This window comes from Acidobacteriota bacterium (assembly GCA_034211275.1).
Taxonomy (GTDB): domain Bacteria; phylum Acidobacteriota; class Thermoanaerobaculia; order Multivoradales; family JAHZIX01; genus JAGQSE01.
In genome coordinates, this window is sequence record JAXHTF010000153.1 from 1 (window position 1) to 16,705 (window position 16,705).

The 16,705-nt window shown below is 66.5% G+C and carries 13 protein-coding genes; 5 read left to right on the forward strand and 8 right to left on the reverse strand.

Going from position 1 to position 16,705, the window contains the following annotated elements; all coding sequences use genetic code 11:
- The 6 genes from SX243_19185 to SX243_19210 all read right to left on the reverse strand — a co-directional run.
- Positions 1–348: hypothetical protein (locus SX243_19185; protein MDY7095105.1), on the reverse strand; the 348-nt coding region annotated here is incomplete at its 3' end.
- A 174-nt stretch (positions 349–522) separates the two neighbouring features.
- On the reverse strand, positions 523–1,764 hold the full coding sequence (gene cheB, locus SX243_19190) for a chemotaxis-specific protein-glutamate methyltransferase CheB (protein MDY7095106.1): 1,242 nt from the start codon (positions 1,762–1,764) through the stop codon (positions 523–525).
- Positions 1,761–2,603 (reverse strand): protein-glutamate O-methyltransferase CheR, encoded by an 843-nt coding sequence (locus tag SX243_19195; GenBank protein MDY7095107.1) that lies wholly within the window; start codon positions 2,601–2,603, stop codon positions 1,761–1,763. The genes cheB and SX243_19195 overlap by 4 nt, the downstream gene beginning before the upstream one ends.
- On the reverse strand, positions 2,600–4,501 hold the full coding sequence (locus SX243_19200) for a HEAT repeat domain-containing protein (GenBank protein MDY7095108.1): 1,902 nt from the start codon (positions 4,499–4,501) through the stop codon (positions 2,600–2,602). The genes SX243_19195 and SX243_19200 overlap by 4 nt, the downstream gene beginning before the upstream one ends.
- Before the next feature lie 68 nt (positions 4,502–4,569).
- On the reverse strand, positions 4,570–5,178 hold the full coding sequence (locus tag SX243_19205; GenBank protein MDY7095109.1) for a chemotaxis protein CheW: 609 nt from the start codon (positions 5,176–5,178) through the stop codon (positions 4,570–4,572).
- Entirely contained in the window at positions 5,175–6,830 is a 1,656-nt protein-coding gene (locus SX243_19210; protein MDY7095110.1) for a chemotaxis protein CheW, read from the reverse strand. The genes SX243_19205 and SX243_19210 overlap by 4 nt, the downstream gene beginning before the upstream one ends.
- 394 nt (positions 6,831–7,224) lie before the next feature.
- On the opposite strand from SX243_19210, the gene SX243_19215 reads away from it, so the two are divergent.
- Positions 7,225–7,584, forward strand: coding sequence for a response regulator (locus tag SX243_19215; protein ID MDY7095111.1), 360 nt, complete (start codon positions 7,225–7,227; stop codon positions 7,582–7,584).
- A 37-nt stretch (positions 7,585–7,621) separates the two neighbouring features.
- Here SX243_19215 and SX243_19220 read toward each other — a convergent pair whose 3' ends face one another.
- The gene (locus SX243_19220; protein MDY7095112.1) at positions 7,622–10,849 is read right to left on the reverse strand and encodes a DEAD/DEAH box helicase; all 3,228 of its coding nucleotides are present in this window, start codon (positions 10,847–10,849) and stop codon (positions 7,622–7,624) included.
- 33 nt (positions 10,850–10,882) lie between these two features.
- On the reverse strand, positions 10,883–11,620 hold the full coding sequence (lepB, locus tag SX243_19225) for a signal peptidase I (GenBank protein ID MDY7095113.1): 738 nt from the start codon (positions 11,618–11,620) through the stop codon (positions 10,883–10,885).
- Between the two features lie 309 nt (positions 11,621–11,929).
- Here lepB and rocD point away from each other — a divergent pair, with 309 nt between their 5' ends.
- The 4 genes from rocD to SX243_19245 form a co-directional block, all read left to right on the forward strand.
- A complete protein-coding gene (gene rocD, locus SX243_19230) occupies positions 11,930–13,204 on the forward strand; it encodes an ornithine--oxo-acid transaminase (protein MDY7095114.1) in 1,275 nt (424 codons plus the stop codon).
- Between the two features lie 113 nt (positions 13,205–13,317).
- On the forward strand, positions 13,318–14,253 hold the full coding sequence (locus SX243_19235; protein MDY7095115.1) for a hypothetical protein: 936 nt from the start codon (positions 13,318–13,320) through the stop codon (positions 14,251–14,253).
- A gap of 90 nt (positions 14,254–14,343) precedes the next feature.
- The gene (locus SX243_19240) at positions 14,344–15,882 is read left to right on the forward strand and encodes an MBL fold metallo-hydrolase (GenBank protein ID MDY7095116.1); all 1,539 of its coding nucleotides are present in this window, start codon (positions 14,344–14,346) and stop codon (positions 15,880–15,882) included.
- 296 nt (positions 15,883–16,178) lie between these two features.
- Positions 16,179–16,705, forward strand: a 527-nt coding sequence (locus SX243_19245; protein MDY7095117.1) for a hypothetical protein, incomplete at its 3' end; no start/stop codon positions are given.

A 16,705-nucleotide genomic window follows, 5' to 3' on the forward strand; every position in this document is an offset into this window, starting at 1 on the left:
CTCACCGGAGGCCTCGAGCTGCTCGGCGTATTCGAACAAGGCTGCCGCTCCGCCGGCGAAGGGATCCTGATAGCCGGCGGCGGACCGGCCCTTCTCCGCACCTTTGGGGTCGGAGCTGGGCTGAGAATCCTCGGAGGCACTCTTCTTCGGAGAGCTCTTGCTTTTGGAAGCCTGGCTTTTGGAAGCCTGGCTCTTGGAGTCCTGGCTCTTGGAAGCGCGAGCCTTGGAAGTGCTGCGCGGCTTGGATCGCCGGGAGGGCTTCTTCTCCGGAGTCTTCTTCTCGGGAGCCTTCTCCTTCGCCGGAGCCTTGCCGCTCTCGGATTCCTGCTTGGATTCTTCATCGGCCATGATGAATGCTCCTCGTCAACGGTACGCTGAATTCGGCCTCATCGCTCTACTATCCCGAGACCTGGATCTTAAAGCTCAAACCCCGTCAGGCTATCAGGGCGGGGCCGGCGGCGCATCCTTCGGCTCCCATCCTGAAACCCCCAGCCTGCAACTCCCAGCCTGAAGCCACAGCCTTCAGCCCGCATCCTTCAATAGTGTGCGCAGGCGGATGCCCAGGGCGTCCAGGCCCACCTCCTCCACCAGCGCGTTGAGATTGGCGGCAGCCCGGGGCATGCCGTAGACCACGCAGGAAGCTGCGTCCTGCCCCACGGTATAGCCGCCGGCGTCGCGCACCCGCAGCATGCCGGCGGCGCCGTCGCTCCCCATCCCGGTGAGCAGCACCGCCAGGCACCGACGCCCCAGATTCTGAGCGGCGGAGGCCAGCATGACGTCCACCGACGGCCGGTGGGCTAGCTTCGCCGGTTCCGGATCGAGTACCGCCAACACCTCGCCACCCCGGCGGCGAAACTTCAGATGCAGTCCCGCGGGGGCGATGTAGACCGTCGCCGGCCGTAGCGCCTCGCCGTCGGAGGCTTCGCGCACGTGCAGCGGCAGGTGGGCGTTGAGACGCTCCGCAAAGGCGCTGGTGAATCCCTTGGGCATGTGCTGGACGATGACCACCGGCAGCGGAAAGTCCGGCCCCAGGTCTTCCAACAACCGCTGGATGGTGGGCGGACCGCCGGTGGAGGCCCCCACCAGCAGGAGGTCGAAGCGGCCGGCGGTGATCTCCGGCGGCGGGGGCCGCCGGGGAGCTCTGGGGGCGGGCTTCCTCTTGCGCGGCGCCGGCGGCGCGCTCCGTGTCTCGGCGACGGGAGCCCTGGCCTTTTGCTCCTCGGCCGCTGGCTCCCCGGCCACCGACAGCGGTGTGATGCCGCGCAGATGCAGCAGCTTCTGCACGATCACACTGCGCAACGCCTCGAAATCCACCAGCGAATATTGCTGTTTATCGATGAAGTCAGTGGCGCCCCGATGCAACGCCTCGATGGTCAGGGGGGCGTCCTTGGCGGAGTGGGTGGAGAGGATGATCACCGGCGTCGGCCGGTGCGCCATGATGTGGTCGAGGGTCTGCAGGCCGCCCATGCCGGGCATGGAGAGATCGAGGGTGATGGCGTCGGGATTCCACTCCTCCAACCGGGTGATGAGCTCCTCACCGGTGGCCGCCTGACCGACGATCTCGATGCGGTCGTCGTTCTCGAGCATGCGCGTGATGGCGCGGCGGACGAAGCTGGAATCGTCCACTACCACCACCCGCATGGGCTCTCCGTCCGATATCTGGCCCTTGACGGCCTGGCCCTTGACTGGCTGGCCCTTGGTTGGCCGCTTGCTGGTCCCCGATTCGCCGGAAGCCTGGTCGTCGCCTCCGCCCCGGTCGCTCATCGCAGCGTCCTCCGGTAGGCGATGCAGCGCCCCAGGCGCACGGTCTCGAAGCGTGGAGTCATGCCGATGATGGATTCGGAGTGGCCGAGGAAGAGTAGACCGCCGGGACGCAGAGCGCGGGCGAAATTCTCAATCGCCCGGTGGGTCGCCTCTTCAGAGAAGTAGATCAGCACGTTGCGGCAGAACAGAGCGTCGTAGGAGCCCGCGGGGACGAAGGAATCGGGATCCACGATATTGCCATGGCGAAAGCTCACTCCCTCGCGGAACGGCTCTTTCAATACGAAGCGTTCCTCGTGCGGGTTGCGAAAATAATGACCGGCCCGCTGAGGATCCAGTGCCCGCAGCGAACGCGGGCTGTACTCCCCGCCCCGGGCCAGATCCAGCCGCTCCTTGTCGATGTCGAAGGCGTCCACCCGAACCTCCGTGGAACCCAGCCGGAAGCGATGCTGGCGAGCGTAGATGCCCAGGGTGTAGGCCTCCTCCCCGGACGAGCAACCGGCGGAGAGAATCCGCAGCCGGCCGGCCTGGGCCGGCGAAGTGCGCAGATGATCCAGGGCGAGATCGAAGAGGGCCTCGAATTGGGCCTTCTCGCGGAAAAAATAGGTCTCGTTGTTGGTCACCCGCCGAACCAACTGCTCCCGCTCCCCCTCCAGATCGCAATGCAGCCGCAGATAGTAGTCCAGGAATCGCTTGAGGCGTAGCTCCCGAAGCCGCGGCTCGAGGCGGGATTGTAGAATCTGACGCTTGCCGTTGGGAAAATGGAGTCCGAACTCTCGCGACAGAATCTCGTTGAGCAGGGCTTGCTCCTCGCGCGTCATCAGCGCGATCTCATGGATCACCTAGGATCACCCTCCGGCTCCAACAAAGCCATCGCGCGCTGCGCCACGATGGTCACCGGGTCCGAGGCCAGCTGCACCAGAGCGGCCAGATTCTTGGGTCGCTGGAAGCGTCCCAGCACCTCGGCACAGGCCAGCCGTACGTACCAATCGTGATGGGCGACGGCCTCGCGGAAGAAGCCGTCGTCCTCGGTGGTGGCGCACAGCGACAGCGCCTTGTAGGCGATGCGCGCCACCCCTTCCTCATCTCCCTCCGCCACCTCCCGCAGGGCTTCCCGCACCCGTGGACCGCCGATGCGCCCCAGGCTTTCCAGCACCAGCGGCCGGTAGGAGCTATCCTCTTCGAGTAGCACCAGAAGCTTGTCCACGCTCTGGCGGTCGCCGAGCTCCCCCATGGCCCGAATCAAGGCCGGGCTGGTGTGCTCGCCGAGGAGCTCCCGCAGCGCCGGCACCAGCTGCCGCTGCCCCGACTCCACCGCCACCTCCGCCGCCAGCGGGCCGTAGTCCGCCGGCGCCTCCTCGAGCCAGCTCTCCCAGGGCAAGATCCCCATCACCTTGGACTGGTCCGTCAACTGCGCCAGAGCCGCCAGCCGGTCCTGGTGGTCCAGCTCCTGAATCGCTGCGGCGGTGGTCTCGGGATCGCGGCCGAGGAGAGCGGCGAGGACGATCTGCGTGCTCTCCCGCAGCCCCTCCTGGCCGTCGATCAACTCCCGGAGCGCTTCCTTGTGGGAGCTCAGCACCGGCGCCAGGGAAGCCCGGGAGCTCACCGGCAGGGACCGGTAGAGGGCCAGCAGAGCTTCCGCCACGTCGCGATGCTGAACCTTCGACAGGGTCCCCACGACCAGTTCCAACCAACCGGCGTCCATGGGCTTGTGCAGAGCCTCTACCAGGATGTCTACCGGCGTGTCCTGGGGAAACCGCCCCGCCAGCAGCAGCCCCCAAGCCCGCCGCTGGTCCTCCGCGTGCAAGAGCTTGGCGATGAGGTCCTTGCGTTGCGACAGGCAGGTGGGCAAGAGCAGCGGCTCGAGGTGCGCGTCCACCAGCAGGTCCAAAGCTTCGTCGTCCTGCTCTCCGGGCCCCAGGGCCAGCAGCGCCCGCGCCGCCGGAACCCGCACCGCGCCGGTGTCGTGGAGGTAGAGGGACAGGCTGCCCCGCAGGCCCGCCACGTCCGGCGGGAAGCGGGGCAAGCCCTCGAGAACGTGAGCCAAGAGCCCGAGCATGGTCTCCGCGTCCAGGTCCTGCTCGAAGCGCAGCCAATGCTCCGCCAGCCGTTTGAAGGCGTCGAAGCCGCCGATGCGCGCCAGGGCTTCCGCCGCCAGGGGTCCCATCATCAAGTCCGTCAGCAGCTTGGCCAGATGCGGCACCGCCACCGGCGAGCGAATATCCCCCAGGGCCTCCACCGCCGCCACCTGCAACCACGAATCGCCTTCCAAGAACGGCAACATGTCGGGAATGGTGCGAGCGTCCCCGAGGTGCCCAATGGCGACGATCACCGCCTGCACGACGTTGGGATCGCTGTGCCGCAGCTGAGCTCGCAGAGGCTCCAGAGCCCGCGGATCCTTGAGGTGGTCGAGCACCAGCACTGCCTGCAGCACCACGTCGTCGTCGGGATCCCGCAGCAGCTCCACCGCCAGGGTGAAGCCGCGGCTGCCACGCATCTTGAGCATCTCCAGCCCGGCGTTGCGCAGCACGCCGTCGGCGTCGTCGCGCAGATACGAGGTCAGAACGTCGTCGGAGAGGGCCGCCGCCCCCATGCGCAGGGCGCGGCTGCGGATGCCCGGGCTGGGGTTGCGGATCAGCCGGGTGATGGCCTCCACTCGCTGCTCCAAGGGCATGGACGGGAGTTGATCCAGGAGCTGGATGCACTCATCCCAGGTGGCTTCCGAAGCGCTACCGGTCATAGGTTCTTCCATCGATCTGTCAACTCCCATCCTCAATCACTAGGTCGTCTATCCTCAGATCCTGAATCCTAAGACTTTGAATCCTGAGATCCTGAGTCCTCAGTCACCGCATCTTCCGGAGTCGAGGCCGGCTCCGAGGCCGACCCTAGCCGCTGGGTCAACAGCTGGTCTACGTCCAACAAGATCAACCATCCTTCGGATTCGACCCCCAACCCTGCCAGATGCTCGCAGCCGGCGCTCAGAACCAACGGAGGCAAACGCCGCAGCTGCCGCGGCTGGAGCCACAGCGGGCTCTCCACCCGATCCACCCACAGCCCCAGGCGGTGTCCCCGGGATTGCACCAGCACGACCCGTCCGGGGTCCTGGAGCCGTCCGGGCCTCGGGCGGGGATCTTCGCCGGAGGATTCTCCGTCAGTCTCTGCAAGGGGCGCTCTCCGGGGCACTGCAGGGGCCGTGGCCAAACGCTGCCGCAGATCCAGCACCGGCACCCGGCGCCCCCCCTCCGATAGGATCCCACAAACGGCCTCGGGAGCTTCCTCGTCAACCTCCATCCGAGCCGCCGAGGCGATGGATTCCACCGCCTCCAGCAGCACGCCGAAGCGCTCCTCTCCCAACAGCACGGGCAGCCAACGCCGGGGGCGAGCGACCGCCGCAGCCGCGCCAGAAGCCGGGCTCACGAGACGATCCCCTCGTCCCGCGCCGCCAACACCGCCGGATCCAAAATCATCACCACCCGGCCGTCACCGAGGATCGTGGAGCCGGCGATGCCCAAGGGGTTGCCCACCAGCTCGTCCAGGCCCTTGACCACGATGTCCCGGATGCCGCTGAGGCGGTCCACCAGCACCCCCCGGTGCTGCCCGAAGGCCTCCAGAACCACCACCGAGCGCCGGGTCGCCACCGCCGCCGTGGACGATTCCGCCGCGGGCTGGTCGTCCGATGCCTCGCCAGTGTCGCCACCAGGGTTCTTGGACTGCCCGGGGCTCCCGCTACCGTTGGTGCTCGGAACTCCGAAGAGGTTGGCCAGATCCAGCAGCGGAATCACCTGACCCCGCCAGCGCAGCAAATTGGAGTGATGCAGGTCCTGGCGATCGTCGGGATCGAAGTACAGGCTCTCCACCACCGCTCCCAGCGGCAGCGCGTACTCCTCACCGCCGATCCCCACCAGCAGCGCCCGGGTGATGGAAACGGAAAGAGGCAGCCGGAGCAGGAAACGCGTTCCCTTGCCCACCTCCGACCCGACCTCCACGCGCCCGCCGTTGCGCTCCACCGCCTCCGCCACGGCGGCGAGGCCGATGCCGCGGCCGGCGGAAAGGTCGGTGCCCCCGCGGGTGGAAAAACCAGCCTGGAAGATCAGATCGTAAGGTCCCCGCTCCACCTGGCCCCCCAGACCGCGCTCCGAGGCTTGGCGGTCGAGCACTTCGGGATCGATGCCAGCGCCGTCGTCGGCAACCTCGATGAGCACCTCCTGGCCCTCCACCGAGGCCGATAGATCGATGCGGCCGCTGGCCGGCTTGCCCGCCGCCTCGCGCTCCTCCGGAGTCTCGACCCCGTGATTCACCGCGTTGCGCACCAGATGCCCCAGAGCCTCACTCGCCAGCTCCAGCAGCGCCTTGTCCAGGGGGGTATTGCCGCCGGAGGTCTCGAAGCTCACAGACTTGCCCTCGCGCACCGCCTCGTCGTGGACGATGCGGTTGAGGTGCCGGAAGAGCGATTGCAGCGGCACCATGCGGAGCTTGAGTACCCGCTCTTGAGCGAAGTCCAGGGTCTTCTCCAGCGATTGATGCACCGCCGCGACCTCGTCCCAGGCGTCGGAGATCACCCGCACCTCTTCCGGCAGGGTGTCCTTGAGGCGGTGCAGCGAATCCAGCAGCCGGTTGCGGTAGAGCAACACCTCCGCCTGCAGCTCTACCAGAGCGTCGAGCTCGCCGAAGGGCACTCGGACGCCCCCCAGGGCCAGCTCTTGGCTCGCTTCCCCCAGCAGATCCTGGCCTGCCTCCTCCGCCGCCTCGTCGTCGCCCTGGGTCAGCCGGCGCAGCAGGCGGCGGAAGGTATCGACGCCGGCGAGCAGCTCCGGCACCCGGGGCTGGCCCAGATCCACCGCCTCCAGCTGGTCCTCCATCTCGTGGGCCAGCTCCTGCATCTCACTCAGGCCCATCATGCCCGAGTTGCCCTTCAAGGTATGGAGATCCCGTTTGGCTCGATGAACGGCACTCTCGCGGTCCGGCCGCGGCCGGGCAGCCAAGCCCAGCAGTAGCTCTTCCACCGAGTCCAGGCGTTCCCTGGCCTCGAGGACGAAATCTTCAAACAGCTCTTGAAATTCAGAGTCCATGGCCGGCTCCGGGGCCCCTACCCGTGACGGGTCACCCTCTTGGAATCGCAGTTTTCCTGCGAATACTGTTCACGACAACGGGACTCGAAGTGTCACTCCGCCGCCCGGCATTGTCAAGAGCATGGGGTCGAGAGCGCGGGCAGGTCGCCCTCCCCCACCGATCTCGCCCCCCTCCCCGAGGGTAGCGAAAAACCCCTCGAGGCCCGACCTTCCCGAAGACATGGGAGGTTGCGCGCAGCGCGAGCCTTAGGCTACTCTTGCGTCGAACCCAGCTCAGGTGGCTCCCAAGGCCCCACAGCCACGAGACCAGCCCCGGCGGGCCGAGCCCCCCTGGAGCCAAGCCCCCAAGGCCCGTGCGGGCACAACCCGAGCCAGAGTCCAACGGAGGTTGACCGTGTCCCGGAAGAAGTTCCTCGTCATCGACGACTCCAAGCTGATCCACAAAATGTTCAATGTAATGCTGCGCCAATACGAAGTGGTGCATGCGCTGGACGGGCGCGAAGGCCTCCAGATGCTCAGCCAGCATCCCGACGTCAACCTCGTCCTGCTCGACATCAACATGCCCCACATGAACGGTCTCGAATTCCTGGAGACCGTGCGCAAAGACCAGGCCCTGGCAGAGCTTCCGGTGGTGATCATCAGTACCGAGGGCAAGGAGGAGGACACCCAGCGGGCCATGGATGCCGGCGCCACCGCCTACATCAAGAAGCCCTTCGACCACAAACAGCTGATGGACGTGGTGGAGAACCTCTGACCCAAACCGCGGCTCCATCCTCGTCCCCCCTCGTCCCTCACCAGTCCACGATCAGCCGACGCGCCGCGTCGGCGCCCCGGGGCTTGTACAGCAGATAGCCCTCCCGGCGCCCGAAGAGATAAAGGTCCCGCAGGATCTCCACGTCCCGACGGCAATAATCCCGCACCAGATCCAGCCGCCCTTGGCGAACCCACTCCAGGCTCTGCAGCCCATCCGCCGACTTCCCCACTCCCAGGGTCTCCCCTGCCAAGTGATCCATGCTCAGCCGATGACCGAGGCTGCGGTGAACGTCTTCCAAGAGATCCAGGGTCGGTAGCGTCCGGCGGTAATCCTCCCCGGTGTAGCCGTTGAGTACCTGATAGTCGAAGCCCTTGATATTGAATCCCACCACCAGGTCCGCCGCCTTCAACGCCTGGACCAGATCCGGCACCTCCGCCTCCTCGTAGACCTCGAAACGATTCTCCTCCATGAAGCACACCACCCCCACCGCCACCCCCATGCGGTAGGCCCTGTGCCATCCCCCCACCTCGTCGGCGGAGCGTAGAGTCTCGAGATCGAAGAGCACGGTGGTCTCCACCTTCTTCGACCGCCGGCGGCTCCCTCCCTTCTTCGTCGGAGCCTTCTTCGACGAGGGCTTCTCCGACGAGGGCCTACCCGAATCGCTGACATCCTTCGCAGCAGCCTCCGACGCCCCCCACCCCGAGCCGCTGATCGGGACCTGAGAACCCTCCAAAGCACTCCCGACGGACGGCCCCCTACCCGAATAGTTGGCCACATCCTCAAGGCTTCCCGACGAGGGCCTACCCGAATCGCTGAAGCCCACTCCTGCCCCCCCTCCGGACCTCTCTTGGGACGCCTCCCTACCCGAATAGTGGAGATTGGAGTCGTCCACGTCAGGCTCCCTCGAGCCCTCCTCGCGCACCGATTCCCTGGGAAGGGCATCTAAGCGTAGCTCCGGGGCCGCCACCGGAGGGACTACTGGCTCCTCCTCCGCCAACAGCACCCGTAGCAGCCGCGCCGCGCCGCTCTTGTCCAGCGGCCGGTTGCCGTTGCCGCATTTCGGGCTCTGGACGCAGGAAGGGCAGCCATCCTCGCAGGGGCAGGCTTCCAAGAGCTCCCGTACCCGGCGCAACAGATCTGCCAGCTGGTCGAAGATGCCGGCGGTGATACCGGCACCGCCGGCGTGGCCGTCGTAGATGAAAACCGTGCCGGTCCCCACCTGAGGGTGGTAGGGCTGGGAAATTCCTCCCAGGTCTCCACGGTCACACAGGGCCAAGGTCGGCAGCAGGGCGATGGCAGCGTGCTCGGCAGCGTGTAGAGAGCCCATGAGCTGCTCTCCCTTCTCCTCCAGCGTCCGCTCCACGTCGCGGCCGGCGGACCACCACAGCCCCACGGTCTCGAACTCCATCGCCGGCAGGTCCAGCTCCTCCCGCCCCAAGACCTCCTGCCCCTGGAGGCTCTTGCGCTCAAAACCCACCACCCGCTCGGTGACCCGCAGCCGCCCGCACCAGGCGTGGAGGGGGCCATCGGACCGCTGTTTCAGCACCTCGAGGATGGTCGTTTCCTTTTCGGTCAGTGGAGTGGTGAAGTGCTCTACATCGGCGATCTCCGCCAGCGCCTCGCCGGCCTCCAGGTCGAGCTCGGTGATCCGATACTGACGCCCCCGGTGCAGGTAGATCGCCCCGGGATGGGCCTCCCGCAGGGCCCGGGCGCCGTCCACCGTGCCGATCACCGGACCTCCGGCTCCCCGGCGGACTCGGCAGGGTTGGCCGGATCCGCGCAGCTGGACTCGCCGGTGGGGTCGCCGGCGACGGGCGAAGAGCTCCCGACCATCGGCGGATTCCAGCAGCTCTCCTTCCTCCACCAAGCTCTCGACGACGGCACCGTGACGTTCCAGGAGATCCCCGTCCCGATCCCGGTCGAGAGCACTCTCGGCGGCAGCGCAGACCAGATGCCCGGCGGCGACCTGAGGATTGGCGGCGTCGACGATGAGCCGTTCACAGGGCCGCTGCAGCAGCTCGTCGGGATGATCGAGGAAATATTGATCCAGGGCATCGGGCATGGCCACCAGGGCGGTCACCGACTCTCGGCCAGCGCGCCCCACCCGCCCCGAGCGCTGCCAGGTGGCCATGACGCTGCCGGGGTAGCCGACCAAGACGCAGGCGTCCAGACCTCCGATGTCGATACCCATCTCCAGGGCGGAGGTGGAAATCACGCCGTCCAGCTCGCCTTCGAAGAGCTGACGCTCGATATCCCGGCGTTCCTCCGCCAAGAATCCCGCGCGATAGCTCGCCACCCGCCGGCCTAGCTCCGGCCGTCGCCGGCGCAGCCATGAATACAGCAGCTCCGTTACCCGCCGAGCCTTGGTGAAGACGATGGTCTTGAGGCCGTCGTCGAGGAAGCTCACCAGCAGATCCAGAGCACTGGTGTAGGCACTGGTCTCGGGGCGCAGCAGCAGCAGGTGTCGACCCTGACGCGGTGCTCCGGAGGTCTCCACGACGGCACATCGGCGGCCCGTCAGCCGGTGGGCGAAGTCGTCGGCATTGGCGACGGTGGCGGAGGAAGCGATGAACGCCGGCCGCGCCCCCTCCTTATGGGCCAGCCGCAGCAGCCGCTGCAAGACGTGATGAAAATGACTGCCGAAAATCCCCCGGTAGGTGTGAAGCTCGTCGAGCACCACCCAGCGCAGGCGCCGGAGGAAAGGCGCCCAGCTCTGCCAGTGGGCGAGGATGCCCAGGTGCAGCATGTCGGGATTGGTGATCAGGACCGGCGGCGGCTGGGCCCGGATCCGGCGGCGCTCAGGATTCGGCGTATCCCCGTCGTAGATCGCTGCCACCGGTTCGCCGATGCCCGCAGCCTGGGCCAGAGCTTCCAGCTTGCCCTTTTGGTCCTGCCCTAAGGCCTTGAGAGGAAAGAGAAAGAGAGCCGTGCCATCACCACCGGCGAGAATCTCTTCGAGCACCGGCAGCTGAAAGACCAGGCTCTTGCCGGAAGCCGTGGGAGTGGTGATGAGCACGTCCTCACCGGCCCGGGCCGCCTTCAGCCCTTGCGCTTGGTGGCTCCACAGCTCCTCCACGCCGCCCGCGGCCAACGCCCGCACCAACGCCTCCGGCAGCGGCGGCTCGAGGCGCTCGAGGGACTCCGGGTGGGCCGGCAGAGAATGACGGAAGACCACCTGCGGCCCCAGCCGCGGGTGGTCTTCGAGAGTTCCGAGAAGATCCGGAAGGCCGGACAGAGCAGGCAAATCTTTCAGGCGGGCGGCCATGGGGCCATCCTATCCGCCCGGGTGTCGAGGCGCCTATTCGAGCTTTTGGAAGGAACGGCTCCAGCGCGGCTGGAAACCCTCTTTGCGGTCCAGCGAGAAAGCCACCGCGGCAGCCCGACCGACGATGCGGTCACGCTCCACGGTGCCGAAGAAGCGCGAGTCGCGGCTATTGTCGCGGTTGTCCCCCATGACGAAGAACTGCCCCTCCGGCACTTTGATGGGGCCAAAGTTTCGTGCCCGCTGCTCCACCGGCTGGTACGGGGAAAAGGCCACCGGATGGTCCATCCCACCGATGGCTTCCTCGAAGAATCGACCCTGAGGCTGGCGATTGCGCGCCGCTTCGTCCAACTCCTCCTCGTCGAGCCATTGGTAGCGGGCGACCTCGCCGTTGATCACCAAGCGGTTGTTGCGTAGCGAGACCTCGTCGCCGGGAAGTCCCACCACACGCTTGACCAGGCGCTTCTGATCGCTGGGGGAGAAGAAGACCACGATGTCTCCACGCTGGGGATCGTCCCAGGCCACCAGATGCACCGTGGTGAAGGGCAGGCGCAGGCTGTAGGCCAGCTTGTTGACGAAGATACGATCCCCTTCGAGAATGGTCGGAACCATGGAACCGGTGGGAACGTCGTTCCAGTCGGCAAAGACGGAGCGGAAAGAGCCCACCACCAATAGGATGATCAGCAGCGGCTTGATCCACTCGCGCCACAGCCGCACCATGGTCGAAGGCTGGGGTTGTTCGTCCGTCGTGCTCTTTTTCTCTTCTGCGCTCATCAAAATCCTCCCGGCGGGATTATACGCCGTTGTTCCTCTTCCCGCTGCACCGGTCGTGCCCGGCGGTCTCTTGGGTCAGCGCTCCAGCCTACCCTCTCCCACGGCGCCCCACCCTTCCGCCCAGGGCCTCTTTATGGTAAAAGCAGATCAGTCGTATGTGCGGCCCGGAGCCGCTGATCGCCTGCAAATGACCACCGTTTGAAGAGTGCCGTCCGCCAAAATCGAGAAAAGCCCGAACGGACGACATACTCCGTTCATTATTGAGAACCGAGCTGCGGCCCGGAGGATTCCTTCCCTATGACTACTGCTATGACCACCGCGGAATACATCGCTCTGGAGGACCGCTACGGAGCGCACAATTACCACCCCCTGGATGTCGTCCTCACCCGCGGTGAGGGCTGTTGGGTCTGGGATGTCGAGGGCAACAAATACCTCGACTGCCTGGCTGCTTACTCGGCGGTCAACCAGGGACACTGCCACCCGAAGCTGCTCAAAGTGCTCATCGAGCAGAGCTGCCGCATGGCGCTGACCTCCCGAGCTTTCCGCAACGACCAGCTAGGCTTGTTCTACAAGGAGCTCAGCGACCTCACCGGCTACGAGAAGGTACTGCCCATGAACACCGGCGCCGAAGCGGTGGAGACCGCCATCAAGGCGGCGCGCAAATGGGCCTACACGGTCAAGCGGGTACCGGAGGATCAGGCTGAGATCCTGGTCTTCGACAATAACTTCCACGGCCGCACCACCACCATCGTCGGCTTCTCCTCGGAGGAGCAGTATCGGAGCGGTTTCGGCCCCTTCACGCCGGGCTTCAAGATCCTGCCCTACGGTGACACCGACGCGGTCTCCAAGGCCATGAGCTCCAACGTCGCCGCCGTGCTGGTGGAGCCGATCCAGGGCGAGGGCGGCATCATCGTGCCGCCGAAGGGCTTCCTCAAAGCCCTCCGTCAGCTGACCAAGAAGCACAACGCGCTGCTCCTGGCAGACGAGATCCAGGCCGGCCTGGGGCGCACCGGCAAGCTCTTCTCCTTCGAACACGAAGACATCCGGCCGGATATCGTGATCATCGGCAAGGCCCTCTCCGGCGGCCTCTACCCGGTCTCTGCCATCCTCGCCGACGACGAGGTCATGGGGGTGTTCAAACCCGGCGATCACGGTTCCACCTATGGCGGCAACCCGGTGGCCGCCGCCGTCGCCCGCGCCGCGGTGCAGGCGTTGGTGGAGGAGAAGATGATCGAGAACTCCGCCGAGCTGGGTGAGTACGCCATCAAGGAGCTCAAGGGGCTCGACTGCGACCACATCAAGGAGATTCGCGGCCGCGGCCTGTGGATCGGCATCGAGCTGCATCCCGAGGCCGGCGGCGCCCGGCGCTTCTGCGAGGCGCTGCAACGGGAGGGAATCCTGTGCAAGGAAACCCACACACACGTCATCCGGCTGGCTCCGCCCCTGAACATCACGCGGGAAGAGCTGGATTGGGCACTGGAACGCTTGAGCGCCGTGCTCACCAACATGGCGCCGCCGGAGGGCCTGCCGGCGCCCAAGCAGAAGAAGGGTCTGCGCAAGCTACTCGGCGTCCTCGGGCGCTGAGCGTCGGATTCATCCCGGAGCCGCTCCCGGCCTCGTCCGGGAGGGCTCCCCCATCGCCTTCCCCGCTGGAGAACTCTCATCTCCTCCCGCGAGGGAAACGAGAGGAGGTTCTCATGTCGTTGCACTCCACCCTCAACCGCCCCCGCTCCTCCACCTCCCTCTGGACCCTGGGCTTTCTCACCCTGGTGGTCTGCGTTCTCGCCGGCAGCGCCTTCGCCGGCCCCCCGGCCAGCGTTTTCACCGACGGCTTCGAGGCCGGCGATTTCACCGGCTGGCATTCCAACGTCGATCCCAACAAGCCCAACTGCAGCTGCTATTTCTCCGGGGATTGCTTCGCCGGCGAGTCCTGCAACTACGGTCCCGGCGGCTTCACCACCGAGGACATCTGCAACTGGCGCGACACCAAGCCCAGCGGCAACCCCGGCACCGGCTGCGACCTGATCCACGTCGGCGCCTGGGGCGGCCCCATCTGTGACGGGATCTGTCAGCCCTCGAGGCTCGGGTCGATGCTCGGCCACGAAGACCTCGGCTCCCTGGTCGAGGGAGTCCATCTTTGGGGTCGGGCCATCCTCGATCCGGCCATCGCCGGCGGTGGGCCCATCGACCCGGATCTCGCCCAGCAGGCTCTCGCTCTCGATTTCAGCTACCCCGATGCGGCCTGGGAGCTTGGGCGACAGGTCGCAGACCTGCTGGTACTCACCGCCGACATCCGCATGTACGACCACTTCTGTCACTATGAGCACGGTGGCGGAGACGACCCGGCCTATTGGGTCGACCTGTCCCAGAATCTGTGCCGCGCCAAAGCGGGTAGGCTGACCGTCGAAGCTCTGAGCGCCGCCATGCTCAACCCCGGCAGCTCGAGTTCCATTCTCGCCGAGCTGTCCGAATCCTGCAGCGGGTGGGAGAGCGTCGCGAACCTGCGCTGCCCCTCCGGCTCCAGCACCCTCGACTGTGTGCGCAACCGGGTCGAAGATGCAGCGGTCTTCCTCAGCACTCCCGTCGGCGGCGCTGGACAGGACAGCGTACCGGAGACCTCGCGGACTCGCTGAGGCCTGAGAACGAACAACCCTGTAGGATCCGAGCCCCTGACCGAAGCCAGCCTCTACGAGCAGCTGCTCGCCGGCGCCGGGCTACCGGCGGTGCCCGCCGGGCGGCTGCGAAACTCCGCTTCGGTAGTGCTCTGGCGCCGCCGGCAGGCCGACCAGGCGCTGCAGGTGTTTTGGGTGCAGCGCTCCCCCCAGCTGCGCTTCATGGGCGGCTGGCACGCCTTCCCCGGCGGCGCGCTGGATCCAGAAGATCCTGCTACCGAGCTCGACGGCAATCCTTCCATGTCCTCCGAAGAGGGCGACCGCTTCGGGCCGCACCAGGTGCCGGGACTAGCCGCGGCAGCCTTGCGGGAGCTGTTCGAGGAAACCGGCGTGCTGCCGACAGCAGACTTCGGCCCCAAGCTCGGCGAACGCCTCCGCAAAGGCCTCTCCGCCGCCCGCCACCAACTCCTCGACCACGGCGGCTCTCTGAGCGCCGCACTCCAAGGGCTGGGAGTCCAGCCGCGGGCGACAGAGCTGGTCTTTGCCGGCCGCTGGCGGACCCCTCCCCAAACCCCGGTGCGCTTCGACAACCGCTTCTTCCTCCTCCACTGGCCGAGCTCGGCACCGCTCCAACCCGAGATCCTTCCCGGGGAGCTCGTCAGCGGTGAGTGGATCACCCCCCAGGAAGCCTTGGATGCCTGGCGTCACGGCCGGGTGATCACCGCCCCACCCATTCTTCACATCCTCCGCGTGCTGGCCTCCCACGGGCCGGAGGAAGGGCTTCCTCAGCTCCGTTCCGCGGACGGTCAGCGCCTCGGATCCTTCCGCCGGTTCGAGTTTCGGCCCGGGGTCATCACCCTCCCCTTGATCACCCCGACCTTGCCTCCGGCGGCGCACACCAACGCCTTCCTCCTCGGTCACGGCGAAACGGTCCTGGTCGACCCCGGCTCCTCCCTACCCGAACAGCAGGAGGCCCTCCTCGAAGCTCTCGAAGAAGCCGCCTTCCAGGGCCGGGCCCCTCGCGCCATCTGGCTCACCCACCACCATCCGGACCACATCGGCGCCGTGGCGACCGTCCGCCGAGCCTTCGGCCTACCGGTCCTCGCCCACCCGGCCACCGCCCAGCGGCTCCTCGCCCACGGCATCACCGTCGACGACGTCCTCGAAGCCGGCCAAACTCACCACCTCCAGGGAGAGCCGTCCATGGAGGTCCGAGTCCTCCACACTCCCGGCCACGCTCCAGGGCACCTCTGCTTCTTCGACGCCCAGACCGGCTCGCTCCTCGCCGGCGATCTGGTCGCGGGCCTCGGCACCATCGTCATCGACCCGCCGGACGGCGAGATGGCCCACTACCTCGAGTCCCTCCAGGCCATCGCCGACCTCGACCCCCTCGTCCTCTTCCCGGCCCACGGTCCACCCCTTCATGACGGCCGTCGTCAGCTGCTCAAGCTCCTCAAGCACCGCCGTCAGCGCGAGCGTCGAATCCAGCAAGCCCACGCCGCGGGCCACACCACCCTCGACGCCCTTCTTCCGGAGGTCTATCCGGATCTGGATCCTCTCGCGGCGCCCTTGGCCCGGCGGCAGATCCTCGCCCACCTCCTCCACCTGGGCCTGGCCCCCGACGATTCCAACGATTCGGGTACGACCTAGTCCGTCAGCTCCCCTCGGTAGGTCCAAGACTGGCCTACTACACCGGTAGCAAAGACCAGAAGCGCCCCGGCGAAGTCTCAGTTCTGCGCCCCCCTACCCGAATCGCATGAGGCGTCCTGCCCAAGCACTAACCGAGTCGCCAAGCCGGCTCTCTTGGCATCCCAGAACAGTCCTACCGGCCCCTCCAGCCTCGCTCTACCAACTTTTTCCCAAAAAGATGAGCGATGGCGGACCCATTTCGCTTCCTTAGAAGTGTTATGAGTCACCAACCTCGGTATCTTTCGCCCGATTGCACCTTGGTCGAGGTCACGCAGAAGACCTTCCAGGGGCGCTTCCTACTCAAACCTTCTCAAGCTCTCAACGAGCTCATCGTCGGGGCGCTGGCCCGTGCGGCTCAGCGATTCCCCGTCGACGTGGTCTATCCGGCCTTCTTGAGCAACCACTTTCACTTGCTCCTGAGATCGGAAACCCAGAAAGCTCTCTCCGACTTCATGGAGTACTTCACCTCCAAGGCCGCTCGGGAGATCTGCCGTCTCTATGGATGGGAGGGGTGCGTCTTCCCACAGCCCTACAAGGTCCGCGAGATCAGTGAAGAAGAGGCCGCTCAGGTCGAACGGCTCCACTACTTGATGTCCCAGGGCGTCAAAGAGGGGTTGGTCGCCAGCCCGTTGGACTGGCCAGGGGTCCATGGTGTCCAGGCTCTGCTGGACGAAAAGCCCCTGTCGGGGATCTGGCACGACCGCACCGCCGAGTACAACGCCCGGCGCAACGGGCGTCCGGTCCGCTCGGAGGACTTCGTTCAGCCGGAGAGTCTGGAGCTCTC

Bases quoted from the DNA above. Each gene is read 5' to 3' on its own strand.
- cheB (MDY7095106.1), bottom strand. From the start codon at position 1,764: ATGAGCGACCGGGGCGGAGGCGACGACCAGGCTTCCGGCGAATCGGGG.
- SX243_19200 (MDY7095108.1), bottom strand. From the start codon at position 4,501: ATGACCGGTAGCGCTTCGGAAGCCACCTGGGATGAGTGCATCCAGCTC.
- SX243_19210 (MDY7095110.1), bottom strand. From the start codon at position 6,830: ATGGACTCTGAATTTCAAGAGCTGTTTGAAGATTTCGTCCTCGAGGCC.
- SX243_19220 (MDY7095112.1), bottom strand. From the start codon at position 10,849: ATGGCCGCCCGCCTGAAAGATTTGCCTGCTCTGTCCGGCCTTCCGGAT.
- lepB (MDY7095113.1), bottom strand. From the start codon at position 11,620: ATGAGCGCAGAAGAGAAAAAGAGCACGACGGACGAACAACCCCAGCCT.
- rocD (MDY7095114.1), top strand. From the start codon at position 11,930: ATGACCACCGCGGAATACATCGCTCTGGAGGACCGCTACGGAGCGCAC.
- SX243_19235 (MDY7095115.1), top strand. From the start codon at position 13,318: ATGTCGTTGCACTCCACCCTCAACCGCCCCCGCTCCTCCACCTCCCTC.